Here is a 22,650-nt window from a genome sequence, read left to right on the forward strand (position 1 = left end):
GGTTCAAAGTCCTTTTAATGGATGCGCGGCGCGACGCCCGCGCTGACTGCTGATGCCGACAAGGCCGGCAATGACGAACACCAGGCCGATCAGGCCCAGCACGCCTGGAGTGGCCCAGAGGGCCGCCGGATCGTCGATGACCGCACTGTTGGCCGCGCGGTCGGGCTGGTAGTAGACCCGGACCGGCTGGTCTTTCTGGTAACCGAAGATGAAACCGCCCTGGGGGTAGGAAATCCTTTCTCCACTCGCGGTGGTGAAGGCGATCTCGGGGTGCGAGCCACCGGCATTCAGGTCGCTGACGATGCCGTCGGCGCTCTGGGCACTGGCGAGGAACTCGCGGCGTTCGAGGGTGAGATTGGCGGCGATGACCAGCAGGCCGACGCCGATCAGGGCAAACAGCAGGCCCTGGAAGATTTTACCGAGGCGTGACGGGGTGGAGTTAGCCATGGGCTGTCTCGATATTCGTCCGTGAATGGGGGTGGCCAAGATAGCAAGAAACCCCCAGCTAAAAAAACCGTTGCCGCAGTGCAAGCATCACACGGCATCAGCGCTCAGGCGCCCGGTTCGCGACGGCGGGCGCCGGTTGCGCGGCACCTACAAGCGAAAAACCCGACGGGCATTGCCCTGGAGGAATTTGTCCGCAATCGACGGCGGAAGTTCCAGGGCCTGGACCTGCTCCAGGCATTTTTTCAGCGACAGCTGGGGGAAGTTGCTGCCGAACAAAACCTTGTCCTGGCCGTAGGTGCGGATGAACTGCAGCAGTTGCGGCGGGTAGTAGGCCGGCAGGTAGGCCGAAGTGTCGATGTGGATATTGTCGTGTTTCCAGGCCAGGCCGATCATCTCGTCGGTCCAGGGATGGCCGATGTGCCCACCGACGATCACCAACTCCGGAAAGTCCAGGGCCACGTCATCCAGATACGGCACCGGCCGCCCGGTCTCCGAGGGCATCAACGGCCCGGTATGGCCGACCTGGGTACAAAAGGGAATCCCAAGCTCGATGCACTTGGCATACAGCGGGTAATACAGGCGGTGGTTGGGCGGCAGCTTCCAGAGCCAGGGCACGATGCGCAGGGCCTTGCAACCCAGTTCGCCCACCGCCCGATCGAGCTCGGCCAGGGCTGCCATGGGCCGACTCAGGTCCACCGTGGCCACGCCGACGAAACGCTCGGGAAAGGCCCGGGTATAGGCCGCCACTTCATCGTTGCTGAACACCCAGCCCTCGGGCCGGCACCAGGCGCTGAGCATGAGTTTTTCCACCCCGGCCTGATCCATCAGCGCCACGGTCTGCTCGATACTCACCGGCTGGTCAAGCAGGTGCGCCGAGCCGGACTTCTCGAACAGCCGGGCGACTTCCGGCAACAGCGCCCGCGCGCGGCCGTTGGCGGGCTGCGCCCAGGCATCGATGGCTCCCAGTTTCACGGTCATGCTTGTATCCTCCAGGCTGCTCAAGGTCGAACCGACACGCTACGCCCGGGCTCTGGCGGCAACAATGTTCACAGTGCTCGACCCGCTTGACCTAAGCGCCCAGCCTCGCTGGACGGCTGACAGGCCGATGGAACGCAACCTGCCCCCTGGAGATTTCCCCATGCTGATTCGAGACGCCTGCGCTGAAGACAGCGAAGCCCTGTGGCAATTTCTCGCGGACAACGGCTGGCGCCATCGCATGGGTACTCGCGAGTACTTCAGCCAATTGCTGGCCAACTCCCAGCGCACGGCGGTGGCATGGCACGGCACCAGGATCATCGGCTTTGCCCGCGGCCTCAGCGATGGGCTCTCCAACGGCTACCTGTCCATGGTGGTGGTTGCCCAGCACTATCGGCGGCAAGGTACAGGCCGGGCCCTGGTGCACTGGGTGATGGGCGACAACCCGCAGATCACCTGGGTCCTGCGCGCCGGTCGTCCCGGGGCAGCGGAATTTTTCAGCACACTGGGCTTCGAGCCCTCGGACATCGCCATGGAGCGCAAGCGCCATAGCGCCTGATCGCCCTTCACCTGCTGCTCACCCAAGGAATCCTCATGTCAGAACAACACGACACCAATGCCGACTGGCCACCGGCCGGCTGCCCACCCCTGGCCTGGCCGGACCTGCCCGATCAGGCCACGCGCCTGGCCTGGTACCGGGCGGCGATTGGCGCCTACGGCGCGCTATGGGAAGGACACATCAACGAACCCGAGCTGACGCCCGTCAGCGAAGACGCCTTGCAGGCCCTGGAACAGCGCCTGGGCTGCCCGCTGCCACCGGCGCTGCGTGACTATCACCGCCAGCTGGGGGTGCTGTCCCTGGCCGAGACCCTGTGCAGCGTCGAGCCCGGCGACATCTCGATCCAGCCTCTGCTGGAGGCCTACCCCGGCATCGTCGAGATCGACGAGCAATACCTGGACCTGGCACTGGCGCAAAGGCTGGTGGCCTTCGGCGACTACCTGGGCAACGGCAACCTGTTCTGCTTCGAGCGTGACACCGGCGCGGTCTACTACTTCGACCACGATAGCGGCATGGCCCTGACGCCTTTCTTCGATTCGCCGCAGGACTACCTGGATGCGCTGATGCTGCTGTGCCTGGCCGAAGTACATGACGACGATGACGGCGTCGAAGCACTGATCAGCCAGCGCTATGGCGAGGATCTGCTACGCAAGTGGCGCTACTGACCTCCCCGCCCTCAAGGCCGGTCATCAACCGCCAGTCTTCACCCGTATCGACTGTTCCTGGTAACGCTCGGGAAACAGCTGCTTGAGGTGCGCCACCTTGGGCAGGTCATTGATCACGATGTAGGGATAGCCAGGGTGCTCGGCAAGAAAATCCTGGTGATAGGCCTCCGCCGGGTAAAAGGTCTGGTCCGGTTCCACGCGGGTGGCAATGGGCTTGGCGAACGCCCGCCCTGCATCGAGCTGGGCGATGTAGGCCTGGGCCACCCGTTGTTGCTCGGGTGTCTGCGGGAACAGCGCCGAGCGGTACTGGGTGCCGCTGTCCGGCCCCTGGCGATTGAGTTCGGTAGGGTCGTGGGCCACCGAGAAGTAGATCTGCAGCAAGCTGCCGTAGCTGACCTGGGCCGGATCGAAGGTCACCTGCACCGACTCGGCATGCCCGGTGTCACCTTCGCTGACCCGCTGATAGTCCGCCGTCTGCGCCGCGCCCCCGGCATAACCGGACACCGCGCGCTGCACCCCTCTGACATGGGCGAACACGCCCTGCACACCCCAGAAGCAACCACCGGCAAATACCGCCGTCTCGCTAGGGGCCGGATTGCGTTCATCCAGCGCTGGCGGTGCGATCACCACCGCGTCACCGGTACCGCCAAGGGAAAAGGCCGAGCACTGCCCCGCCAGCCCCAGCACGGTCATTGCCAGCACTGCACACAGAATGTTCTTCATACCTGCCTCTCTTGCCATGAGTGAACCTGCAAGGCCCCGCGCGACCTTTCCACGATCCAGGCCAACCGACTGTCGTGCCCCCACCTCTCAACCAAAGGTGAAGGCATAGGCCCGCACCCCTGGTTCGAGAAACTCGATGCTGAAGGTGTGCTCCGCCACATCGCCGGCCTGACGCACCAACTGGTACAGGCGCTGCTCGGTCACCTGGCCGCTGCCGTCGGGCGCCACATCCACGCCGTGGTCCGCCCCCGGTGCCTGGCCGTCGATCAGCACCTTGAAGCGCACCGGCTTGCCATCCACACCCGGACCCAGTACCAGGTGCAGGTCACGGGCGTGAAAGCGGTACACCAGCGCCCCGCCTGGCGCAGTGGATCGAGCACTTTCGGCCCCGACCTTCCACTGCCCGCGCAGGCCCCAGTCGTTCAGCGCCAACTGCGCTGGCACGTCATAGGCCGCGACGGTGTCCGGCGCCAGGCTGGCCTGGGGCACGAAATTCTCCGAGCGCTGGTAGCCGACGTAGGTTTCCGGCGAGCGCACCTCGTTCATGTCCGCCGCTTGCTGCACCCCCTGGGCCTCGGCCTGGATCAAGCCACCGGTGACCTGGGCATTGCCGGCCTCGCGCAGCAGTTGCTGGATCACTCGCTCCGACTCGGCGTACTCACCCTCGCCGAAGTGGTGGTAGCGAATACGCCCCTGGGCATCGGCGAAGTAGTGCGCCGGCCAGTACTGGTTGTCGAAGGCACGCCAGATCCGGTAGTCGTTATCGATGGCCACGGGGTAGTCGATGCCCAAGTCCTTCACGGCCTTGGTGACATTGCCCACGTCCCGTTCGAAGGCGAACTCCGGGGCGTGTACACCGATCACCACCAGCCCCTGGTCGCGGTACTTCTCGGCCCAGGCTTTGACATAGGACAGGCTGCGCAGGCAGTTGATGCAGGAGTAGGTCCAGAAATCCACCAGTACCACCTTGCCCTTCAGCGCCTCGGCACTCAGGGGGGGCGAGTTGAGCCACTGCACGGCGCCACTCAGTGGCGGCAACTGGCCCTGCACCGGCAAGGCCGGCGCGGACATGGCGCCAGCGGCAGCCATCATTGCGCCGCCGGGGTGGTCCTGCGCCTGCATCGCCCCCTCCGGTGTGGCCGCCCCACCCGCCAACCGTCCCACCAGGACCTGCTCCAGGCCGGCGGTGGAGGCCGTGGAAAGGCGCGCCAGAATCCCGGTGTCCCAGCCCATGGCAATCGCCGCGACCCCGGCGAGCATCGCTGCCCCCAGGCCCTTGCGCAGCCATTCACCGGCGCCCAGGGAGCGCTTCATGGCGGCGAACACCTTGCCACCGAGCAACAGCGCCACGGCCAGCGAGGTCGCAGCACCGCCCGCGTAGGCCAGCAACAGCAGGCTGGTCGCGAGGTTGGCGCCCTGCAATGCCGCACCGGTCAGCAACAGCCCGAGAATCGGCCCGGCGCACGGCGCCCAGAGCAGGCCGGTGGCAACGCCGATCAACAATGAAGCGCCGGGCCGCGGCCGTGGGTCGTGGCCGGCAGCCTCCGAGAGCCGTCCGCCCACCGCCACCAGCGGCCGGGTCAGGCGCTCGGCCAACCGCGGCAGCAGCAGCGTCAGCCCGAACAGTGCTACGCACAGCAACGCGAGCCAGCGACCGTACTGATTGGCTTGCACCACCCAGGCGCCGCCGACCGCCGCCAGGCTCGCGACCACGGCGAAGGTCAGGGCCATGCCCAGCAACAGCGGCAAGCCACTGCGCAAGAACGGCTGGCCGGTGCGAGCGAAGACAAAGGGCAATACCGGCAGAATGCAGGGGCTGACAATGGTCAGCACACCACCGAGATAAGCGAGAAGCAGTAGCCACATGAGGTCATCCTTCTATCGGTGAGAAACAGCATCAGGCCGCTTGCACGGTGAAGTTCATGGCCAGCCCGTTCATGCAGTAGCGCAGGCCGGTAGGGGCCGGGCCATCATCGAATACATGCCCCAGGTGGCCGCCACAGCGCCGGCAGTGCACTTCGGTGCGCTGCATGCCCAAAGAACGATCGCTGCGCTGCGCCACTGCCTGCTCCAGCGGGGCCCAGAAGCTTGGCCAGCCGGTATGACTGTCGAATTTGGTGGTCGAGGAAAACAGCGCCAGGGCGCAGCCGGCACAGGCGAAGGTGCCCGCGCGGTGCTCGTCGTTGAGCGCACTGCTGTAGGCCCGTTCGGTGCCCTCCTGGCGCAGTACCCGGTACTGCTCGGGGCTGAGCAAGGTGCGCCACTGGTTGTCGGTGTGGCTGACCTCAAACGCCTCATCAGCCTGGGCCGCCCCCACCAGGCGGCCTTCACCGCCCTGCCAGGGCAGCGCCTTCAGGGCCAGGGTGGCCACCCCAAGACCTGCACCTGCCGCCAGCAATTGTCGCCGTGTGAACATGGGTCTCTCCCGTAATCGGCCTCTGAACCTTGGGCAGAGCCTATGCTTGGGCTGATCGCCAAATCCTCACGCACAGTTAAACAATTCGTGATAACTGGCCGAGGCGAAACACCGCACAATGCGCCCATTGCCCCCGCGAGGCCCGAGTGTCGATGGAACAAGCCAAACGCGTGCTGGTGGTCGAGGATGACCAGCACATTGCCGAGCTGATTGCGCTGCATTTGCGCGACGAACACCTGCAAGTGGTGCACAGCGCCGACGGCACCGAGGGCCTGCGCCTGCTGGAACAGGGGGGCTGGGACGCGCTGATCCTGGACCTGATGCTGCCCGGGGTCGACGGCCTGGAGATCTGTCGCCGCGCCCGGGCCATGACCCGCTACACCCCGATCATCATCACCAGTGCCCGCTCCAGCGAGATGCATCGCATCCTTGGCCTGGAACTGGGCGCCGACGACTACCTGGCCAAGCCGTTCTCGGTGCTCGAGCTGGTGGCCCGGGTCAAGGCGCTGCTGCGCCGGGTCGATGCGCTGGCACGCAACCTCAAGCTGGACAGCGGCAGCCTCGCCCTCGACGGCCTGGCCATCGATCCGCTGACCCGCGACGCCAACCTGGACGGGCGGCGCCTGGACCTCACGCCGCGGGAGTTCGACCTCCTGTATTTCTTCGCCCGCCAGCCGGGCAAGGTGTTCTCGCGCATGGACCTGCTCAATGCCGTCTGGGGCTACAACCACGAAGGCTACGAGCACACCGTCAACACCCATATCAATCGCTTGCGGGCCAAGATCGAAAGCGACCCGGCACAGCCCGCGCGGATCCTCACGGTCTGGGGCCGCGGCTACAAGTTCGCCACCCAGGAGCCGACATGAGGCTGACCCTGACCCAGCGCCTGTCCGTGGTGTTCGCCCTGTTGCTGCTGGTGTGCTGCTCCACCTCGGCCTGGCTGCAGGTGCGCTCCAGCCGCATGCATGAACTGGAAGTGGTCCAGGGCCTGTCGCGGGACCTGGCCGGGCATATCGCCCAGGACACCCAGCTGATGGATGCCAACGGCCTGATGCCCAACGCCCTGCGTACGCTGTTCGGCCAGCTGATGCTGGTCAACCCCAGTGTCGAGGTGTACCTGCTGGACACCCAGGGACGCGTGATGGGCAACGCCGCCCCTGCCGGTCGCCTGCGCCGCGAACAGGTGGACCTGGCGCCAATCCGGCGCCTGCTGGCTGGCGACCCACTGCCGATCCTTGGCGACGACCCGCGCAGCCCGGACGGACGCAAGGTGTTCAGCGCAGCGCCGTTGATGGTTGCCGGCAAGCAGGCGGGTTATCTGTACGTGGTGCTGCTCAGCGAGGAACACGACCGCCTGGCCGAACGCGGCGCCACGGGTGCGGCCTTGAACATCGCCTTGTGGTCGATCGCCCTGGTGGCGCTGTTATGCCTGATCGCCGGCCTCACGGCCTTCGCCCTGATCACCCGGCCATTGCGCACCCTGACCGAACGGGTCGGCCACTTCGACATCGAGGGTGCTTCGCCGCCACTGGAGCCCACGCCACCAGCTCAACCCAAGAACGGTAGCCTGGATGAAATCGCCATACTCGATGCCACGTTCCGCCAGATGCAAACCCGGCTCAACGAACAGTGGCGCACCCTGACCCGCCAGGATCAGGAGCGTCGTGAGCTGGTGGCGAACATTTCCCACGACCTGCGCACGCCACTGTCGTCCCTGCATGGCTACCTGGAAACCCTGTCGCTCAAGGACGCCAGCCTGAGTGCCGAGGAGCGTCGGCGCTACCTGGGCATCGCCCTGGACCAGAGCCGCAAGGTCGGCGGCCTGGCCCAGGCGCTACTGGAACTGGTGCGCCTGGAACACGGTTTCGTCCAGCCGGTGCTCGAGAGCTTTTCCCTGACCGACCTGCTGCAAGACATCTTCCAGAAGTTCGAACTGGCCGCCGAGGCGCGCCAGGTGCAGCTCAAGGCCGACTTCGCCCCGGGTGCCTGGAGCGTCTGTGCCGACCTGGGGCTGATCGAACGGGTGCTGACCAACCTGGTGGACAATGCCCTGCGCCACACCCCCGGCAGTGGCGAGATAGAGATCGGCTTGCGCGCCGACGGCCCAGAGGTGCAGGTACGAGTCAGCGACAGCGGTCCCGGCATTGCCGAGCACCTGCGAGAAGGCCTGTTCCTGCGTCCCTTCACCATTGGTGGCGCCCGCCGTGACGGCGGCCTGGGCTTGCGCATCGTGCATCGCATCCTGCAACTGCATGGCAGCAGCATACGCCTGGAGGACCTGCCCGGGCGTGGCGCGACCTTCTGCTTCGCCCTGCCGGTCCAGGCAAGGACCGCCGAGGAATGGGCCAGGCAATCGCGGACAAGCCAATAGCACTGATTCCGAAACTCATCGCTTCGACCGGTTGCACAAGGCCAAGCCTCGCCCGCTGCCTGTCGCAAAGCAGCCGGGCTGCCCATCTTGTCCAGGGGCTCGCTCCCCGTTCAGGGCGAGGGCTTCAGCGATGTTAAGGCACGGCCCGATACAGCGCTTGCAGGTGGGAAAGGCGCAAGCCGCCGTGCTCCAGGTTGCGCCGGCTCTGGGAGTTCACCAGCGCCGTGGCCGCCACACTCCGAGCGCCGAGGGCGACGGCCCTGTGCAACCTGTGGGCGATCAGGGCCCTGTGATAACCCTGGCCCCGCGCAGCCTTGGTGGTAAAGGCGGTGCCCAGGTAGGCCACGCCGTTGTCGGCGATGAACAACGCCGCACCGGCCACCGCGACACCCTGTTCGCGTATCAGGTACAAGTGCCCGCGAGCATCGTCGAGCAAGGCGCCGAAAGCCGCTTGGGTAACCGGCCGGGCAGCCGCGGGTGCGTTGAATGCCTCGCGGTGCAGCACACAGAAGCTTTCCAGGGTCGACAGATCCACTGACTCGATATCCGAACACGCCGGCGAGGCCGGGATCGCCTCCACGGGCGCAAAGAATTGCCCATGGGTCCAGCCCTTCAGGCGTTGCAGCAGTTGCCCTTGCAGCTCCAGGGTGGGTGCGATCCTGGCCGATGCGGCGATCAGTGCGATCGCCGGGTTACAGGCGCTGCAAACCTGCAACAGGCTGGCCAGCTTCCCGGCATCTCGCTCCTGGTCACCGTGCACCCGATTCAGCATCGGGCTGGGGTTGCTGGCGACGACGAACGCCCCACACGTCGAGTCGCCCTGCAAGCTTGCCCGATAGGGGTTGCCCGGCAAGTTCGCCAGCCCCTCGACCCGGGTCCGCAGGTATTGGTTTTCTGCATATTCCAGCGCCAACGCGCGCGTGCGATCCATATCAGCGGCCGCCTGCCGGCGTTTCACTGACCCAGGGCACCCGTACTTCTTCAGCGATACGCGCAGCCTGTTCCTGCAGGCTCGCGAGGCTGGCCTTGCGCCCGAACAATCCCGTGAAGTGCAGCAGCAGGCGACCGGCGAACCCGAGGCCATCGCCGCTGCGCCGGGGGATCAGGTGCATGTGGGCATGGGGAATATGCTGGTTGGTGGCCCGGCCATCGTTGACCAACAGGTGCGTGCCCTCCACGCCGAAGCCGGCACGACGCTGCGCGGCCACCAGGCCATCGAACACCTGGTACAGGTGCTGGCGGACGAAACCGGGCAACTGGTCGAGCTTTTCCACATGGGACTGGGGAATCAGCAGCACATGGCCCTGCCCCAGGGGGTGCACGTCCATGAAGGCCAGGCAATGCTCATCGCGGTAGACCACGGCCGCGGGCAGGGTTGCAGCGACAATCTGGCAGAAAATGCAGTTCATCCATGAATCCTCAAGTGACAAGGGGCATCCCGGCGAAAGCCTGAATGTAACCCAGCTTGTCCCTGTCTGTGCATTTCTTGCGGCGCCTTGCCCTGGCGCCCAGGTTCAGTCCAGCGCCAGATAGGCCCCGGCGTCGACTTCGATCATCACCGGTTGGCGAGTGCCCGCAAGATTCGCCAACAGCTCTTGCAACTGCTCGGGGCTGTCGGCCTGGTGATGAGCCACATGGCAACTGCGAGCCAGGGCCTGGAAATCCGGAGTGAGGATGTCCACCCCCAACGGTTGAATGTCGCGGGCGTGCATGTAGTCACGGATCTCGCCATAGCACTGGTTGTTCCACACCAGCAGGATCACGCCGATCTGTGCTTCACAGGCCGCGATCAGTTCGCCGCTGGTGAATTGCAGGCCGCCATCGCCCACCAGGGCCACCACCGGTCGCTCGGGTTGCGCCAGCTTGGCGCCCATGGCCGCCGGCAGGCCATAGCCCAGGGTGCCGTAGCCGCTTCCGGCGTTGAACCAGCTGGCTGGAGCGGGGGCCTGGTAGCCGCACGCGCCCTGGTACACCGGCTGGGTCGAGTCGCCCACCAGGATGGGGGCGTCGAGGCTATCGCGCAGCAGGTCCAGCAAACCTTGCAGCCCTCGCTGCCTGGGGCTCCAGCTGGCGCGTTCGGCCTGGTTCACCCGTTGCACGCTGTCCACCGCCCAGCGCCGACGAGTGCTCTGCGGGGCGACCTGCTCCAGCAGCGCCTGCAAGCCCTGCCGGGCATCGCCCAACAGGCCGACATGGGCCCGTTGCACCCCCATGACCTGCAACGGGTCGATATCTAGGCGGATCAGCGAGCCCTTGAAGCGCAGCGGCCCCAGGCCAAAGAAGTCGTAGTCGGTCTCGCCCAGTTCGGTACCCACTGCCAACACCACGTCCGCCTCGTCGATCAGTGCCCGGCCATGGGCCGCCGACTGCACCCCATCGAGCAACAGCGGGTGGGCCTGGGGCAGCAAGCCCCGGGCGTTGGTGGTCAGTGCCACCGGGGCTTGCAGGCGCTCGGCCAGTTGCTGCAGCACCTGGGCACAACCCCGGGCCCCGCCACCGGCGAGGATCAGCGGCCGGTGGGCAGCATCGAGCAGGGCCAGCGCCGCGGCCAACGAGTCCCCGGCCGGAGCCGGCGCGCCGGGCAGGCTGCGCGGCATCAGGTTGAGGTCGGCGGCCGGCATCTCCAGCACGTCCAGGGGAATCTCGATATGCACCGGCCGTGGGCGCGCGCATTTGAACAGGGCAAAGGCCCGGGCCAGGATCTCCGGCAACTCCGCCGGCGACTGCAGGGTATGGCTGAAGGCGCAGACCCCGGCCACCATCGCCCGCTGGTCCGGCAGCTCGTGCAGGTGGCCGTGCCCCAGGCGCAGGTGCTCGCGCCGGTTGACCGTGGAGATCACCAGCATGGGCACCGAGTCGGCGTAGGCCTGGCCCATGGCGGTGAGAATGTTGGTCATGCCCGGGCCGGTGATGATGAAGCACACCCCGGGCTTGCCGCTGGCCCGGGCGTAGCCGTCGGCCATGAACCCCGCGCCCTGTTCGTGGCGCGGGCTGACGTGGCGCAGGCGGCTGCCATGCAGGCCGCGATACAGCTCCACCGTGTGCACCCCGGGAATCCCGAACACCGTGTCCACGCCATAACCTTCCAGCAAACGAACCAGCGACTGCGCACAGGTGGTCATCGACTACTCCTCTTGTTCTTATGGCGGGCGACACCCTGCGCCCGGCTGATGTCGAGGGACATTAGTCGCAGCCACCGAGGAGCAACAATCGAAAAAAATCCTCACGATTGATCAATAAAATTCACGTTTTGCCAGCCCGTCGCGGTTCCGGGTGCAGGCGGGTGATGCCGTGCAACTGCGACTTGACCCACTCGCTGAAGGCCAGCACCACCGGGCGCTCGGCCTTGAGCTGGTCGGCCACCAGGTAGTAGCCGCGGTTGGATTCGATCTCGGTGTCGAACGGCTGCACCAGCAAACCCTTGGCCAGGGCTTCGCCGCTGATCAGGTTGTCGCCCATGGCGATGCCCTGGCCGGCGATGCAGGCCGACTGCACGAAGTGCGCATCGGCGAACACGATGCCCCGGCGCACATCGACGTTCGGCGCCCCGGCCGCCGCCAGCCAGATCCGCCAGTCGGAGTAGTCGATCATGTGCAGCAACAGGGCGTGGTCCAGCGCGTCCAGGCTCTTGAGCCCGCCCATGGCGTTCACCAGGCTCGGGCTGCACACCGGGAAATAGCGCAAAGAGACGATCTTCTGCACATGCTGGTTGGGCCAGTCGCCCATGCCGTAGGCGACGAACAGGTCGACGTTGCTGTCGCTGGTATCGCCCGGGGTACGCGGCGATACCAGGTGCAGTTCGACCTGGGGATACAGCGCCTGGAACTCGGCGATATGGGTGCACAGCCAGTAGGTGGCGAACCCCGGCGGGCTGCTGATGCACAGGCGCCCGCTGACCTGCTGGCCGTCCGAGCGCTGCCCGGCCTCCAGAATATTGGCCAGCAACAGGTGGATGTCCCGGGCGTAGCGCTCGCCCTGGTAGGTGATGCGGATGCTGCGGCCCTGGCGTTCGGTCAGGGCGAACCCCAGGGTCTGCTCCAGGCTCTTGATCTGGTGGCTGATGGCGCTGGGGGTCAGGTTCAGCTCGCTGGCGGCTTCGGCGACACTGCCCAGGCGGGCCACCGCATCCAGGGCCCGCAGCGCCGTCATGGAGGGATAACGCATACCGATCGTGCCTCGACTGCAAGAAAACGAGTGGCTGCACCATAGCGATAATCGGCGTGCGGCAATAGCCTTGTCCGTCGCCAAAAAAATCACCAATTACTGAAAAAAATTTCCGTGTCCGGCTAAAAAAGCTCGATTGACCCTATGCCGCCGATGGCTAATTCTCAGGTCCTACCCTGTGCCGGGGAATGCCCGGCCATCGCACAATAACAAGAGGGTCGACCCTTGCAATCGCAGCCCAACTCCACCCAGCCCGTGGTGGCGATCGACGATCTGCACAAGAGCTACGCCGATCACCACGTTCTCAAGGGCATCGCCCTGCGCGCCAACGAAGGCGAAGTGGTATCGCTGATCGGCTCCAGCGGTTCGGGCAAAAGCACCCTGCTGCGCTGCATCAACCTGCTGGAGATTCCCTGCAGCGGCAGCTTGCGCATCAATGGCGAACAGGTGCGCCTGAAGACCGACCGCGCCGGCAATCCCCAGGTCGCCGACCCGGCCCAGGTGGCACGCCTGCGCACCCAGCTGAGCATGGTGTTCCAGGGCTTCAACCTGTGGCCCCACCGCACCGTGCTGGAGAACGTCATCGAGGCACCGGTGTATGTCCTGGGCGAAGACCGCAAGGAGGCCATCGCCCACGCCGAGCACCTGCTGGAGAAAGTCGGCCTGGCCCACAAGCGCGACACCTTCCCGTCCTTTCTCTCCGGTGGCCAGCAACAACGGGTGGCCATCGCCCGGGCCCTGGCCATGCGCCCCAAGGTACTGCTGATGGACGAGCCGACCTCGGCCCTGGACCCGGAACTGGTGGGCGAGGTGCTCAAGGTCATCCAGGGCATCGCCGAGGAAGGCCGGACGATGATCCTGGTGACCCACGAGATGGCCTTCGCCCGCGATGTGTCGAGCAAGGTGATGTTCCTCCACCAGGGCCTGGTGGAGGAGGAAGGTGCGCCGCAGCAAATATTCTTCAACCCGGCCAGCGAGCGCTGCCGGCAATTCGTCATGGCCCAGGAAAACCGCGTCTGACGTCCCGCTGCAATCCTTGAAAACAACAACTTAGATAAAGGGTCAAGCCATGAAAAACCTGCTCAAGGTGCTCGCCACCGGTTGCCTGTTCAGTGCCCTGTCCAGCCATGCCCTGGCCGCCGACAAGATCGTCTTCGGCATCGCCCTGGAACCCTACCCGCCGTTCTCGATGAAAAGCGGCGCCGGCGACTGGAGCGGTTTCGAACCGGAGCTGATCAAGGCCCTGTGCGAACGCATGCAGGCCCAGTGCCCGCTCAAGGAAGTGGCCTGGGACGGGCTGATCCCGGCCCTGCAATCGAGCCAGATCGACGCCATCCTAAACTCCCTGAGCATCACCGAGGAACGCCAGCAAGTCATCGATTTCTCCGCGCCCTACTACCAGACTCCGGCCATGTGGGTCGCCGACCAGTCCCTGGAACTCACCCCCACCCCCGAAGGGCTCAAGGGCAAGCTGATCGGCGTGCAGGGCTCGACCTCCAACGCAACCTTCGCCAAGGCCTACTACGGCAAGACCTCGACCCTGCGCTACTACACCACCCAGGACGACATGCTCTCCGACCTGCAGAGCGGGCGCATCGATGTGATGCTGGCCGACGCCCTGACCATCGAGCCGGTCCTGCAGTCGGCGGCTGGCGCGGGCCTGGCCAACAAGGGCCTGGCGCCCCGGGACCCGCTGTTCGGCTCCGGCATCGGCGTCGGCCTGCGCAAGGGCGACAGCGCCCTGCAGCAGCGGATCGACAAGGCCCTGGCGGCACTCAAGGCCGACGGCACCTACGACAAGATCCGCAGCCGCTATTTCAGCGTCGACATCTCTGCCAACTAAGCCGCCCGGCGGCCTGCTGCGGTAGGTCGCCGGCGTTGACTGGATACGTCATGATTTCTCTGTCCGACCTTTCCCAACTGTTCGTCGCCGACGGCTGGCTCGGCGCCCTGGCCCAGGGCGCGCTGGTGTCCCTGCAGATTTCCGCCGGGGCCTTCGTCCTCGGCCTGGGCATCGGCCTGCTGGTGGCGATGATCAAGCTGCGCGGGCCACGCTGGCTGGTGAAGCTGGCCAACCTCTACACCACCCTGTACCGGGCCATGCCCGAGCTACTGCTGATCCTGCTGCTGTACTACGCCGGCACCGACCTGCTGAACATGGCCATGGCGGCCATGGACCGCCCAAGCGTCACGGTCAACGGCTTCATCGCCGCCGTGCTGGTGCTGGGTATCGTCCAGGGCGCTTATTCGGCGGAGATCATCCGCGGCGCGATCCTGGCCATTCCCCATGGCCAGATCGAGGCGGCGCGGGCCTACGGCATCGAACGCTGGCTGCTGGTACGGCGCATCCTGCTGCCGAGCATGCTGCCCTTCGCCATGGCCGGGTTGTCGAACCTGTGGCTGGTGCTGGTCAAGGACAGCGCGCTGATCAGCATCGTCGGCTACAGCGAACTGCTCTCGGTGGGCAAGCAGGCCGCCGGCTCCACCAAGCACTACCTGGTGTTCTACCTCGCCGTCGCGGCGTTCTACTTCGTCATCACCCTGGTGTCCGGCAGCGTGTTCCGCGTGCTCGAACGACGCACCCACCGCTGGCTGCCCCAGCACTAGGAGGCTGTGATGGATTTTTCCTGGATCAATGGTTTTTCCACCGAGCTGGTACGCGGCCTGGGCATCACCCTCAAGCTGCTGGCCCTGAGCGGAGCTTGCGGTTTCGTCCTGGCGGTGCTGGTGGGCCTGGGCCGAGTGTCACGCAACCCCCTGGTCAGCGCGCCCATGCGCTTCTACATCAGCGTGTTCCGCGGTACGCCGCTGCTGGTGCAGATCTACATCCTCTACTACGGCGTCGGCAGCCTGTTCGCCGCCTACCCGCCGATCCGCGGCAGCTTCCTCTGGCCCTACCTGCGCGAAGGCTTCTGGTACGTGGCCCTGGCGCTGACCCTGAGCGTCGGCGCCTATGTCGGCGAGGTCCTGCGCGGCGGCCTGCGGGCAGTGCCCCGGGGCGAACTGGAAGCGGCCCGTGCCTATGGCATGGGCTACTGGCTGACCTTGCGCCGGGTCTGGCTGCCCCGGGCCCTGGAGCTGGTACGCCCGACCCTGGTGGGCGAATGCGTGCTGCTGCTCAAGGCCACGGCCCTGGCCTCCACAGTAGCGGTCACCGACCTGCTGGGCGCCGCCAACCTGGTGCGGGCCCAGACCCTGAAGGTCTACGAGCCGCTGCTGGCGGTGGCGTTGATCTACATCGTGCTGGCCTTCGTCATCGAACACCTGTGCGGCCGCCTGGGCGCCACCCCCAACAAGCAGGCGCCCCAGCGCCAGGCCTGAACCCATTCATTACGCGGGCAACGCGCCCGTGAGGAGCACCACATGCGTTATTCCCCTTTCGTCCAGCGCATCAGCGGCGAATCCGTCAGTGCCTGGGACATCCACTACGCCGCCATCGAGGCCCGTGGCCGTGGCGAGGACGTGATCGTGCTCAGCGTCGGTGATCCGGACTTCGCCACCGACCCGCGCATCAGCGCCGCCGCCGGCGCCGCGCTGGAACAAGGCGATACCCACTACACCCATGTGCTTGGGCGCCCGGCCCTGCGCGAGGCGATTGCCGCCAAGCAGCGGCGCCTGCTGGGCATCGAGGTCGAGGCGGCCAACGTGGCCCTGGTGGCCGGGGCGCAGAACGGCCTGTTCGCCGCATCGCTGTGCCTGTTCGGCAGTGGCGATGAAGTGCTGGTGCCCGAACCCATGTACCTGACCTACGAGGCTTGCATCCATGCCTCGGGCGCCAGCCTGGTGGCGGTGGAGCAACCGGCGGCCAACGGTTTTCGCCTGACCGCCGCGGCCCTGGAAGCGGCCCTGACCGACAAGACCCGGGGCATCGCCCTGGCCACGCCGTGCAACCCCACCGGCAACGTCTACAGCCGCGAAGAGCTGGAAGCGGTGGCCGAGGTCGCACGCAAGCACGACCTGTGGGTGATTTCCGATGAGGTCTACGGGCAACTGACCTACGACCGCCAGCACCTGAGCATCGCGGCCCTGCCAGGCATGGCCGGACGCACGGTGATCCTCAACAGCCTGTCCAAGACCCACGCCATGACCGGCTGGCGCGTGGGCTGGGTGGTGGGCCCCGAGGAGCTGGTGGGGCACCTGGACAACCTGCTGCTGTGCATGCTCTACGGCCTGCCGGGGTTCATCCAGGAAGCTGCGCTCAAGGCCCTGGAGCTGGATGACGAGGTGGTCGATAGCGCTCGCGAGGTCTACCGCCGCCGTCGCGACCTGGTGATGGCAGGCCTGCGCCAGGTGCCCCTGCTGGACTGCCGCGAGCCAGAGGCCGGGATGTTCATGCTGGTGGACGTGCGCCGTACCGGCCTGTCGAGCATGGACTTCGCCTGGCAGCTGTTTCGCGCCACCGGGGTCTCGGTCCTCGATGCCCAGGCCTTTGGCGCCAGCGCCGAGGGTTTCGTGCGCATTTCCTTCACCGTGGCCGACGAGGTGCTCAAGGACGCATGCCAACGCATCGCCGGGTTCGTCGAGGCCCTGGGCGCACAACGCTGACCCAGGGACCGACGCTGGCGAGGTGGCTTGCTCCCTCGCCATAGCGGCGCCCATGAACCACTGCTTTGCCACTGCGCCTGTCGCCCATTTTTTTGCCCACTGTTGAAGGGCCCTGCTTGAGAGGTTGACCCGTGACCGCTTCCGACCAATTCAACTCCACCCATAGCGCCGTCGACCAGTACGCCGAACTGGTGCTGCACAACGGCCGGATCTACACCCTCGACCCGGCGCAGCCCTGGGCCGATGCCGTGGCCATTCGCCAAGGCAAGCTGATCGCGGTGGGCAGCCTCGCCTCCTTGAGCTCGCTGGTCGGCCCCAATACCCGCCAGCACGACCTGGACGGGGCGTTCTGCATGCCCGGCCTGCACGACATGCACACCCATCCGGACCTGGCCCTGGCACCCCGCTACGCCGACGACCTGGACGTGGGCATCGAGGACCCGACCCCGGAGCAACTGGCGGCGGCGATCCACGCCTATGCCGACAGCCATCCGGGCGACGGCTGGATCTACGGCCAATACTGGGTGCGCTACACCTTTCGCGAGGCCGGCCTGACGCCGGGCCGCGAGTGGCTGGACAGCATCATGCCGGACCGCCCGGTGGCCCTGCTGGACCGCATGTGGGGCACCATGATGGTCAACTCCAAGGCCCTGGAACTGGCCGGTATCGATCGCCATACCAGCGACCCGCGCAACGGCTACCTGGAGCGCGACTCGCTCACCGGCGAGCCCAACGGGCTTTTGATCGACGGCGCCTACGCGCTGATCCACGCGGCCATGCCGGCGACGCCGGTCTCGGTACTGCGCCGGGCCTATCGCGATGGCGTGCACTTCCAGACCTCTCGCGGGGTCACCGCCACCAAGTACGTGCACGTCTGCGAGAACCGCTTGCAGGCTCTCAAGGAGCTGGACGACGCCGGCGAGCTGACCCTGCGGGTGGAAGCCGCCATCAGTTGGCAGGACGATATCTTCCCGGTGCGCCGGCGCTGGGAGCTGCTCAGCGGCGAGCGGCACTTCTATCGCAGCTCGCGGTTGAGCGCCAATGCGGTGAAGTTCCATTTCGACGGCACCGTGGAGCCCAAGTCCTCGTACCTGCTGACCCCCTGGCCCGAGGAGTCGAGCTGGCGCGGCAAGCTCAACCTGACCCCGGAACACATCACCGACATGGTGGTGGACATGGACCGCCGTGGCCTGCGGGTGATCGCCCACTGCACCGGCGACGGCGCCTCCGACGTGTTCCTCGATGCCGTGGCCGAGGCCCGGCGCCGCAACGGCCACAGCGGCGTACGCCACCAGTGTGCCCACAGCACCTTGCTGCACCCGGGCAACCTCAAGCGCTTCCAGAGCCTGGATGTGATCGCCGAGTTCTCCCCGGCGGCCTGGTACCCGACCCCGTTCGCCAGCGGCGCGCGCTCAGGCTATGGCCAGGAACGCCTCAAGCGCATCTACGATTTCAAGGGCGTGCTGGCCGCCGGTGGCATCGCGGTGTTCGGCACCGACTGGCCGGTGGCATCCATCGACCCGTGGCTGGCGCTGGAAACCATGGTCACCCGGCAGAACCCCTGGAACCAGGAGCCCGACACCTTCGGCGACCCCATCAGCCTGGAGCAGGCGCTGCAAGTGGCGACCCTCAACGGCGCCCATGCCATGGGCCTGGAACACCTCACCGGCAGCCTGCAGGTCGGCAAGTCGGCGGACCTGATCGTGCTCGACCGCGACCTGTTCGCCCAACCGGCCCGCAACTACATCCACCACACCCAGGTGCAGTTGACCTTCGTCGAGGGCCAGTTGGTCTACGACCGACTGGGCACCTTCAGCGACACGCCGCTGCAGGCAGTGTGGGAAGGCCTGCCACCGGTGATCGAGGGCCAGGAGCCATGAACAAGCTGCCGAGCATTCCGGTCACGGTGGTCTCGGGTTTTCTCGGGGCCGGCAAGACCACCCTGCTCAACCGCCTGGTGCAACGCGCCGACAGCGGCCGGCTGGCGGTGATCGTCAACGATTTCGGCGAGCTGAACATCGATGCGGCGATCATCGCCGAAGTCACCGACGCGGTGTACAGCCTGCAGAACGGCTGTATCTGCTGCACCGTACAGGAAGACCTGCTGGCGCAACTGGTGAGCCTGTCCAAGCTGCGCCCGGCCCTGGAGCGGATCGTCATCGAGTGCAGCGGCGTCTCCGACCCGCAACGCATCGTGCAGACCATCGGCTACCCGCAACTGCGCGACCGCCTGCACCTGGATGCGGTGGTGACCCTGGTGGATGCCAGCGGTTTCCAGGCCCTTGAGGGCGACATGGCGCGCCTGTCCCGGGCCCAGGTGGCCTGCGCCGACTGGGTGCTGCTGAACAAGGTCGACCTGGTCACCCCCGAGCAGTTGCAGGCGATCCGTAGCAGCCTCACCTGCCGCGCCCCGGTGTTCGAAACCGTACAGGCAGAACTGCCGGACGAGCTGTTGCTGGCACCGCCGGTACGCTCCAGCGAGCTGCTGTTCAAGGCCTTGCCCCAGGCCCACGACCAGTTGTTCGAAAGCTGGGTATGGAACAGCCCTCGGCCCTTGCAGGCCAAGGCCCTGCGCGCCTGGCTGGCGCAGTTGCCGGCCGATTTGCTGCGCCTCAAGGGGCTGGTGCGCCTGGACGGCAACGAGCAGCCCTATTGGTTGCAGCATGTGGGCAGCCGCAGCCAGTTCACCCTGGCCACCGGGCAACCCGCCGAACATGCCGCGCAACTGGTGTTCATCGCCCGCCGCGGCAGTGGCCTGCGCCAGGAGCTGGAAGCCGGGATCAGCGCCACTCAGGTGGCCTGATCCCGGGAGGCTTCACGGCCTGTTCGGCAAGGCGCAATATGGCCGCACCTCCCCGCCAAGAAGCAAGGACGCTGAAAATGATCAACATTCTCCAGGGCACCCCCCTCTGGGTGTATGCGATCTTCGCCATGATCCTCTACTACGGCCTGCGCGCTCGCTCCGGCAGCCGTGAAAGCCTGGGCTCGCTATTGATTGCGCCCTTGATCCTGCTGGTCTGGTCGTTGTGGTCGATGAGCCTGGGCGAGCATCCCCTATTGGCCCTGGGAGCCTGGACCGCTGGTGCGGTGTTGGGCGGCCTGATGGCCATGCTGCTGTTCTCCACGTTCGGCGCGGTACTGGATTCGGGCGGCGAGGCGCTCCTGGTTCCCGGAACCTTGAAGATCCTCGGGATCTCACTGCTGTTCTTCGTCGTGAAGTACTGGCTTGGGTATCAAAAGGCCGTTCATCCCGAACAGGCCGCCAGCGTGCAGATGCTCAGTATCGGTGGCGCGGCTGCAGGCTTCACCGTAGGGCTGTTCTGGGGCCGGGCACTCAAGTTGTACCGCCACTTGCGAATCCTGCAGGCCAGGCACTGAATCCAGCGGATGACAGGGACCGGGGAATCTTCCCCGGCTAGACCGGTCTGTAGGGACGGCCAGCGCCTCCGGACGCTTGGTCCGTGACAACGGCCGTGCGCTCCAATAGATTAGGCGCCCCCGAAAATCCCCCCGGGGTTTTCGCGCCTCAAACCTGTCAAACCAAGTAGTGGATGTTCAATGCCTGATTCCAACACCGAAGAATCCGTGATCGCCTTGTCGAACAAGACCGAGTACGAAAACGCCATGCATCTTTCCCAGCATGTGTCCCAGGCCAAGACCATCAGCGAGATGGTGCTCGACGCCTTCCACACCTCGAAAGAAAGTGACCAGATTCGCGAGCTGCGCGCAGCCATCCGCCAGGCCCACGACCGCTTTGACGACGATACCGCCTATGAACTCATGGGCCAGCTCAAGCAACTCAAGGACGCCGAAGCGGCGGACCTCGCCGCCCTGGAGGACCTGAGCAAGAAATTCCCCATCAGCCGGATTCTCTCCAGCTACAAGGACGACCCGGACTTCCAGGAACTGGTCTATGGCCTGGCGCTCAAGGTGCTGAACCAGACCCACCAGGCCATCAGCAACCCAAGCGGCAAGAGCAAGGCATCGCGGCCCAAGAAGGAAATGGAAGTGTTCGCCATCAGCAAGGATGGCCTCAGCGTCACCCTGCCGATGCGCCCGCGCTCCAAGGCCAATGCCGACCGCGAAGCCTTCGAGTTCCTGGGCTTCAGCTTTGTCGGTGAAGGCGAAGAAGCCGAGCTGCAAAGCGAGGTATTCGTCGACAACAACGGTGCCGAGCAACCGGCGACCCGCAAGAACATCGTCACCGCGATCCAGCAGCAGACCGCGTTCCCCGGCTACAGCGCGCAACAGCAGCTCTGATCCCGCCAGGTCGATAGATAAAAAGACGCCCTGAATTCCGAGGAAGACAGGGCGTTCAAGGAGCACCAACTCACAACAGTGGACGAATTCGTTCCAGCGCCAGCTCTACCTGCGCCACGCTCACCCGACGCCCGACCGAAGCCCGGACGAAGTGGCTGGCGGGCAGGTCCGCCAGCAGCAATGGTGTGTGGGCAGCGGTTCCGGCCCACAGGTTGACCCCCGCCTCCCGGGCCCTGGCAACGAACTCCTGGGCCGTGCCACGCTCCGGCACGAACGAAACGATGCCGCTTTGCCGATACTCGGCACACAGCAGCCGCAATCCCGGTAACCGGGCCAATTCACTACTGAGCAAGGTGTAGGCCTCATTGGCCAGACGCTCGCGATCAGCCAGGTATTCGCCCAGCGCCTGGTGAAGCCCGACCAGGGCACTGAAACTCTTTTCTGCGATCTCCAGCACTCGTGCATCCAGCACATCGATACGGTTATTCCTGCGTCATACGCCAGCGAAAGTGCTCCTAGCCAGGACTTATGAATGAACGCCAGGGTCATCGAATTCATTATTCCTCCTAGCGCCCTGGGCATTCATGAGGCGCTTGCAGTAGTGATTGAACTCATCGGCTGTGATTGCATCATTGGTGAACAGGCGCGTGATTAGGTCCTGTACCAGAACGCTTGATTCGTTCGGATTGGATGAGTCGGATATCCCGTCAATTGCCTGATCGATGAGGATGTGAGGGCTCACAGTTCATCATCCTCGGCTTGGGCAATCAGGCCGTCTGCAGCGAGAGGGCGATGGAAGGTATGTGCAACCTCGCGCAGGTCTTCGTCAGAGTCTGGAGCGCTGATGGCCTCTATAACGACTCCATCTGCTACAGACAGCTCCCTGACCTGCCCGTTGGTGCGAGCGGTATGCAAGTCGGCGAAGTTCAGCGTCAGATCACCCAACAGCCGGTTCGAGACATAGGCGATGCCACTGCCCCGCGGCCCAAAAAGAAAACTACGGCCTGCCCCAGTCAACAGGTCGCAGTGCATGTCCCGGACATCCAGTGCCAGTTGGCCCATGGACTGGCAGGCATCGACCCCGTAGTAGGCCGGATGCTCACGCAGGATCGCCCCAAGGTGGCGCCGTACCCAATCCAAATCCAAATCCAGCGGGCTTTGTGCTGTACGCGGTATGACCTCGACCCGTACGCCCCGACCCTGCTTGAGGAAGTTGAAGAAGATCAGGTTGGCGGCGTATTCGAAACTCGACACCCAGACCCGGCACCCCAGGGGAAACTCCAGCTTGGAGAGGATGCCGGCCCAGGCCTCGGTGGCACTGCTGAACAGCCCGATGTTCGCGCGCGGGGCATTGAGCATCTGAGCCGCTCGCTCATACAGGCCGTGCCCGAGCAGGTCGGCGTATTGCAGCTCGGTTTCGTAGCTGCCCTGGCCGGCCTCGCCATCGATGGAGCCACGCATCGCCTCTACGGTGGCGGCAGACATCAGGCCTGCCCCGGCGGTATTCAAATGCACGAGACTCATG

At 65.6% G+C, this 22,650-nt stretch carries 25 protein-coding genes; 14 read left to right on the plus strand and 11 right to left on the minus strand.

The features are described from left to right. Window positions 1-3: 3 nt before the first annotated feature. Window positions 4-447 carry a DUF3592 domain-containing protein gene (locus ATY02_RS29830; protein ID WP_068588728.1) on the minus strand — a complete coding sequence of 148 codons (444 nt, stop codon included), beginning with the start codon at window positions 445-447 and terminating at the stop codon, window positions 4-6. Between the two features lie 147 nt (window positions 448-594). Then, entirely contained in the window at window positions 595-1,425 is an 831-nt protein-coding gene (locus ATY02_RS29835; protein WP_068588724.1) for an amidohydrolase family protein, read from the minus strand. 160 nt (window positions 1,426-1,585) lie between these two features. On the opposite strand from ATY02_RS29835, the gene ATY02_RS29840 reads away from it, so the two are divergent. Together ATY02_RS29840 and ATY02_RS29845 are read left to right on the plus strand one after the other, a co-directional pair. Next, window positions 1,586-1,981, plus strand: coding sequence for a GNAT family N-acetyltransferase (locus ATY02_RS29840; protein WP_068588722.1), 396 nt, complete (start codon window positions 1,586-1,588; stop codon window positions 1,979-1,981). A 35-nt stretch (window positions 1,982-2,016) separates the two neighbouring features. Then, window positions 2,017-2,646 carry an SMI1/KNR4 family protein gene (locus tag ATY02_RS29845; protein ID WP_053131851.1) on the plus strand — a complete coding sequence of 210 codons (630 nt, stop codon included), beginning with the start codon at window positions 2,017-2,019 and terminating at the stop codon, window positions 2,644-2,646. Window positions 2,647-2,670: 24 nt separating this feature from the next. On the opposite strand, the gene msrA is transcribed toward ATY02_RS29845, so the two are convergent. The 3 genes from msrA to msrB form a co-directional block, all read right to left on the minus strand. Continuing rightward, the gene (gene msrA / locus ATY02_RS29850) at window positions 2,671-3,369 is read right to left on the minus strand and encodes a peptide-methionine (S)-S-oxide reductase MsrA (protein WP_068588719.1); all 699 of its coding nucleotides are present in this window, start codon (window positions 3,367-3,369) and stop codon (window positions 2,671-2,673) included. 87 nt (window positions 3,370-3,456) lie between these two features. After that, window positions 3,457-5,235 (minus strand): cytochrome c biogenesis protein DipZ, encoded by a 1,779-nt coding sequence (locus ATY02_RS29855; protein ID WP_068588716.1) that lies wholly within the window; start codon window positions 5,233-5,235, stop codon window positions 3,457-3,459. Window positions 5,236-5,266: 31 nt separating this feature from the next. After that, window positions 5,267-5,785, minus strand: coding sequence for a peptide-methionine (R)-S-oxide reductase MsrB (gene msrB, locus ATY02_RS29860; RefSeq protein WP_068588712.1), 519 nt, complete (start codon window positions 5,783-5,785; stop codon window positions 5,267-5,269). A gap of 152 nt (window positions 5,786-5,937) precedes the next feature. Here msrB and ATY02_RS29865 point away from each other — a divergent pair, with 152 nt between their 5' ends. Next, the gene (locus ATY02_RS29865; RefSeq protein WP_068588710.1) at window positions 5,938-6,651 is read left to right on the plus strand and encodes a response regulator transcription factor; all 714 of its coding nucleotides are present in this window, start codon (window positions 5,938-5,940) and stop codon (window positions 6,649-6,651) included. After that, a complete protein-coding gene (locus tag ATY02_RS29870) occupies window positions 6,648-8,156 on the plus strand; it encodes a sensor histidine kinase (RefSeq protein WP_068588707.1) in 1,509 nt (502 codons plus the stop codon). Before ATY02_RS29865 ends, ATY02_RS29870 begins: the two co-directional genes overlap by 4 nt. A 133-nt stretch (window positions 8,157-8,289) precedes the next feature. On the opposite strand, the gene ATY02_RS29875 is transcribed toward ATY02_RS29870, so the two are convergent. The 4 genes from ATY02_RS29875 to ATY02_RS29890 all read right to left on the minus strand — a co-directional run bounded on the left by ATY02_RS29875 (window position 8,290) and on the right by ATY02_RS29890 (window position 12,320). Next, a complete protein-coding gene (locus tag ATY02_RS29875; RefSeq protein WP_068588704.1) occupies window positions 8,290-9,087 on the minus strand; it encodes a GNAT family N-acetyltransferase in 798 nt (265 codons plus the stop codon). Window position 9,088: 1 nt separating this feature from the next. After that, entirely contained in the window at window positions 9,089-9,565 is a 477-nt protein-coding gene (locus ATY02_RS29880; protein ID WP_068588701.1) for an HIT family protein, read from the minus strand. Window positions 9,566-9,670: 105 nt separating this feature from the next. Further along, window positions 9,671-11,278, minus strand: coding sequence for a 5-guanidino-2-oxopentanoate decarboxylase (locus ATY02_RS29885; protein ID WP_068588698.1), 1,608 nt, complete (start codon window positions 11,276-11,278; stop codon window positions 9,671-9,673). 121 nt (window positions 11,279-11,399) lie between these two features. Beyond that, on the minus strand, window positions 11,400-12,320 hold the full coding sequence (locus ATY02_RS29890) for a LysR substrate-binding domain-containing protein (RefSeq protein ID WP_068588695.1): 921 nt from the start codon (window positions 12,318-12,320) through the stop codon (window positions 11,400-11,402). A 225-nt stretch (window positions 12,321-12,545) separates the two neighbouring features. On the opposite strand from ATY02_RS29890, the gene ATY02_RS29895 reads away from it, so the two are divergent. The 9 genes from ATY02_RS29895 to ATY02_RS29935 all read left to right on the plus strand — a co-directional run bounded on the left by ATY02_RS29895 (window position 12,546) and on the right by ATY02_RS29935 (window position 21,125). Then, window positions 12,546-13,340, plus strand: coding sequence for an ABC transporter ATP-binding protein (locus ATY02_RS29895; protein ID WP_068588693.1), 795 nt, complete (start codon window positions 12,546-12,548; stop codon window positions 13,338-13,340). Window positions 13,341-13,389: 49 nt separating this feature from the next. Beyond that, a complete protein-coding gene (locus ATY02_RS29900) occupies window positions 13,390-14,163 on the plus strand; it encodes a transporter substrate-binding domain-containing protein (protein WP_053131879.1) in 774 nt (257 codons plus the stop codon). A gap of 50 nt (window positions 14,164-14,213) precedes the next feature. After that, window positions 14,214-14,927, plus strand: a complete 714-nt coding sequence (locus tag ATY02_RS29905) for an ABC transporter permease (RefSeq protein WP_022640758.1) — start codon at window positions 14,214-14,216, stop codon at window positions 14,925-14,927. A 9-nt stretch (window positions 14,928-14,936) separates the two neighbouring features. Continuing rightward, complete coding sequence (locus ATY02_RS29910; RefSeq protein WP_053131882.1) at window positions 14,937-15,641, plus strand: ABC transporter permease; 705 nt, start codon at window positions 14,937-14,939, stop codon at window positions 15,639-15,641. 42 nt (window positions 15,642-15,683) lie between these two features. Then, window positions 15,684-16,865: a pyridoxal phosphate-dependent aminotransferase gene (locus ATY02_RS29915; RefSeq protein ID WP_068588690.1), complete on the plus strand. Its 1,182-nt coding sequence runs from the start codon at window positions 15,684-15,686 to the stop codon at window positions 16,863-16,865. A gap of 131 nt (window positions 16,866-16,996) precedes the next feature. Continuing rightward, window positions 16,997-18,745 carry an amidohydrolase gene (locus ATY02_RS29920; protein WP_068588687.1) on the plus strand — a complete coding sequence of 583 codons (1,749 nt, stop codon included), beginning with the start codon at window positions 16,997-16,999 and terminating at the stop codon, window positions 18,743-18,745. Further along, the gene (locus tag ATY02_RS29925; RefSeq protein ID WP_068588684.1) at window positions 18,742-19,668 is read left to right on the plus strand and encodes a CobW family GTP-binding protein; all 927 of its coding nucleotides are present in this window, start codon (window positions 18,742-18,744) and stop codon (window positions 19,666-19,668) included. The genes ATY02_RS29920 and ATY02_RS29925 overlap by 4 nt, the downstream gene beginning before the upstream one ends. Window positions 19,669-19,745: 77 nt before the next feature. Further along, on the plus strand, window positions 19,746-20,243 hold the full coding sequence (locus tag ATY02_RS29930; protein ID WP_068588681.1) for a hypothetical protein: 498 nt from the start codon (window positions 19,746-19,748) through the stop codon (window positions 20,241-20,243). Window positions 20,244-20,423: 180 nt separating this feature from the next. Continuing rightward, entirely contained in the window at window positions 20,424-21,125 is a 702-nt protein-coding gene (locus tag ATY02_RS29935) for a hypothetical protein (protein WP_068588678.1), read from the plus strand. A 70-nt stretch (window positions 21,126-21,195) separates the two neighbouring features. Here ATY02_RS29935 and ATY02_RS29940 read toward each other — a convergent pair whose 3' ends face one another. Next, window positions 21,196-21,582: a cysteine desulfurase gene (locus tag ATY02_RS29940; RefSeq protein WP_164823727.1), complete on the minus strand. Its 387-nt coding sequence runs from the start codon at window positions 21,580-21,582 to the stop codon at window positions 21,196-21,198. A gap of 75 nt (window positions 21,583-21,657) precedes the next feature. Here ATY02_RS29940 and ATY02_RS36730 point away from each other — a divergent pair, with 75 nt between their 5' ends. Continuing rightward, window positions 21,658-21,780: a hypothetical protein gene (locus ATY02_RS36730; protein WP_416220647.1), complete on the plus strand. Its 123-nt coding sequence runs from the start codon at window positions 21,658-21,660 to the stop codon at window positions 21,778-21,780. An 83-nt stretch (window positions 21,781-21,863) separates the two neighbouring features. On the opposite strand, the gene ATY02_RS29945 is transcribed toward ATY02_RS36730, so the two are convergent. Then, window positions 21,864-22,649: an aminotransferase class V-fold PLP-dependent enzyme gene (locus ATY02_RS29945; protein WP_068588671.1), complete on the minus strand. Its 786-nt coding sequence runs from the start codon at window positions 22,647-22,649 to the stop codon at window positions 21,864-21,866. Between the last annotated feature and the right edge of the window lies 1 nt (window position 22,650).

The sequence above is a fragment of the Pseudomonas sp. BIOMIG1BAC genome (assembly GCF_001705995.2).
Taxonomy (GTDB): domain Bacteria; phylum Pseudomonadota; class Gammaproteobacteria; order Pseudomonadales; family Pseudomonadaceae; genus Aquipseudomonas; species Aquipseudomonas sessilinigenes.

What these genes read in the sequence shown, in the direction of transcription:
- ATY02_RS29890 (WP_068588695.1), bottom strand. Translation starts at nt 12,320, where the DNA reads ATGCGTTATCCCTCCATGACGGCGCTGCGGGCCCTGGATGCGGTGGCC.
- ATY02_RS29835 (WP_068588724.1), bottom strand. Translation starts at nt 1,425, where the DNA reads ATGACCGTGAAACTGGGAGCCATCGATGCCTGGGCGCAGCCCGCCAAC.
- msrA (WP_068588719.1), bottom strand. Translation starts at nt 3,369, where the DNA reads ATGAAGAACATTCTGTGTGCAGTGCTGGCAATGACCGTGCTGGGGCTG.
- ATY02_RS29925 (WP_068588684.1), top strand. Translation starts at nt 18,742, where the DNA reads ATGAACAAGCTGCCGAGCATTCCGGTCACGGTGGTCTCGGGTTTTCTC.
- ATY02_RS29915 (WP_068588690.1), top strand. Translation starts at nt 15,684, where the DNA reads ATGCGTTATTCCCCTTTCGTCCAGCGCATCAGCGGCGAATCCGTCAGT.
- ATY02_RS29870 (WP_068588707.1), top strand. Translation starts at nt 6,648, where the DNA reads ATGAGGCTGACCCTGACCCAGCGCCTGTCCGTGGTGTTCGCCCTGTTG.
- ATY02_RS29900 (WP_053131879.1), top strand. Translation starts at nt 13,390, where the DNA reads ATGAAAAACCTGCTCAAGGTGCTCGCCACCGGTTGCCTGTTCAGTGCC.
- ATY02_RS29935 (WP_068588678.1), top strand. Translation starts at nt 20,424, where the DNA reads ATGCCTGATTCCAACACCGAAGAATCCGTGATCGCCTTGTCGAACAAG.
- ATY02_RS29945 (WP_068588671.1), bottom strand. Translation starts at nt 22,649, where the DNA reads ATGAGTCTCGTGCATTTGAATACCGCCGGGGCAGGCCTGATGTCTGCC.
- ATY02_RS29930 (WP_068588681.1), top strand. Translation starts at nt 19,746, where the DNA reads ATGATCAACATTCTCCAGGGCACCCCCCTCTGGGTGTATGCGATCTTC.
- ATY02_RS29880 (WP_068588701.1), bottom strand. Translation starts at nt 9,565, where the DNA reads ATGAACTGCATTTTCTGCCAGATTGTCGCTGCAACCCTGCCCGCGGCC.
- ATY02_RS29830 (WP_068588728.1), bottom strand. Translation starts at nt 447, where the DNA reads ATGGCTAACTCCACCCCGTCACGCCTCGGTAAAATCTTCCAGGGCCTG.
- ATY02_RS29855 (WP_068588716.1), bottom strand. Translation starts at nt 5,235, where the DNA reads ATGTGGCTACTGCTTCTCGCTTATCTCGGTGGTGTGCTGACCATTGTC.
- ATY02_RS29910 (WP_053131882.1), top strand. Translation starts at nt 14,937, where the DNA reads ATGGATTTTTCCTGGATCAATGGTTTTTCCACCGAGCTGGTACGCGGC.
- ATY02_RS29865 (WP_068588710.1), top strand. Translation starts at nt 5,938, where the DNA reads ATGGAACAAGCCAAACGCGTGCTGGTGGTCGAGGATGACCAGCACATT.
- ATY02_RS36730 (WP_416220647.1), top strand. Translation starts at nt 21,658, where the DNA reads ATGAACGCCAGGGTCATCGAATTCATTATTCCTCCTAGCGCCCTGGGC.
- msrB (WP_068588712.1), bottom strand. Translation starts at nt 5,785, where the DNA reads ATGTTCACACGGCGACAATTGCTGGCGGCAGGTGCAGGTCTTGGGGTG.
- ATY02_RS29885 (WP_068588698.1), bottom strand. Translation starts at nt 11,278, where the DNA reads ATGACCACCTGTGCGCAGTCGCTGGTTCGTTTGCTGGAAGGTTATGGC.
- ATY02_RS29845 (WP_053131851.1), top strand. Translation starts at nt 2,017, where the DNA reads ATGTCAGAACAACACGACACCAATGCCGACTGGCCACCGGCCGGCTGC.
- ATY02_RS29905 (WP_022640758.1), top strand. Translation starts at nt 14,214, where the DNA reads ATGATTTCTCTGTCCGACCTTTCCCAACTGTTCGTCGCCGACGGCTGG.
- ATY02_RS29840 (WP_068588722.1), top strand. Translation starts at nt 1,586, where the DNA reads ATGCTGATTCGAGACGCCTGCGCTGAAGACAGCGAAGCCCTGTGGCAA.
- ATY02_RS29875 (WP_068588704.1), bottom strand. Translation starts at nt 9,087, where the DNA reads ATGGATCGCACGCGCGCGTTGGCGCTGGAATATGCAGAAAACCAATAC.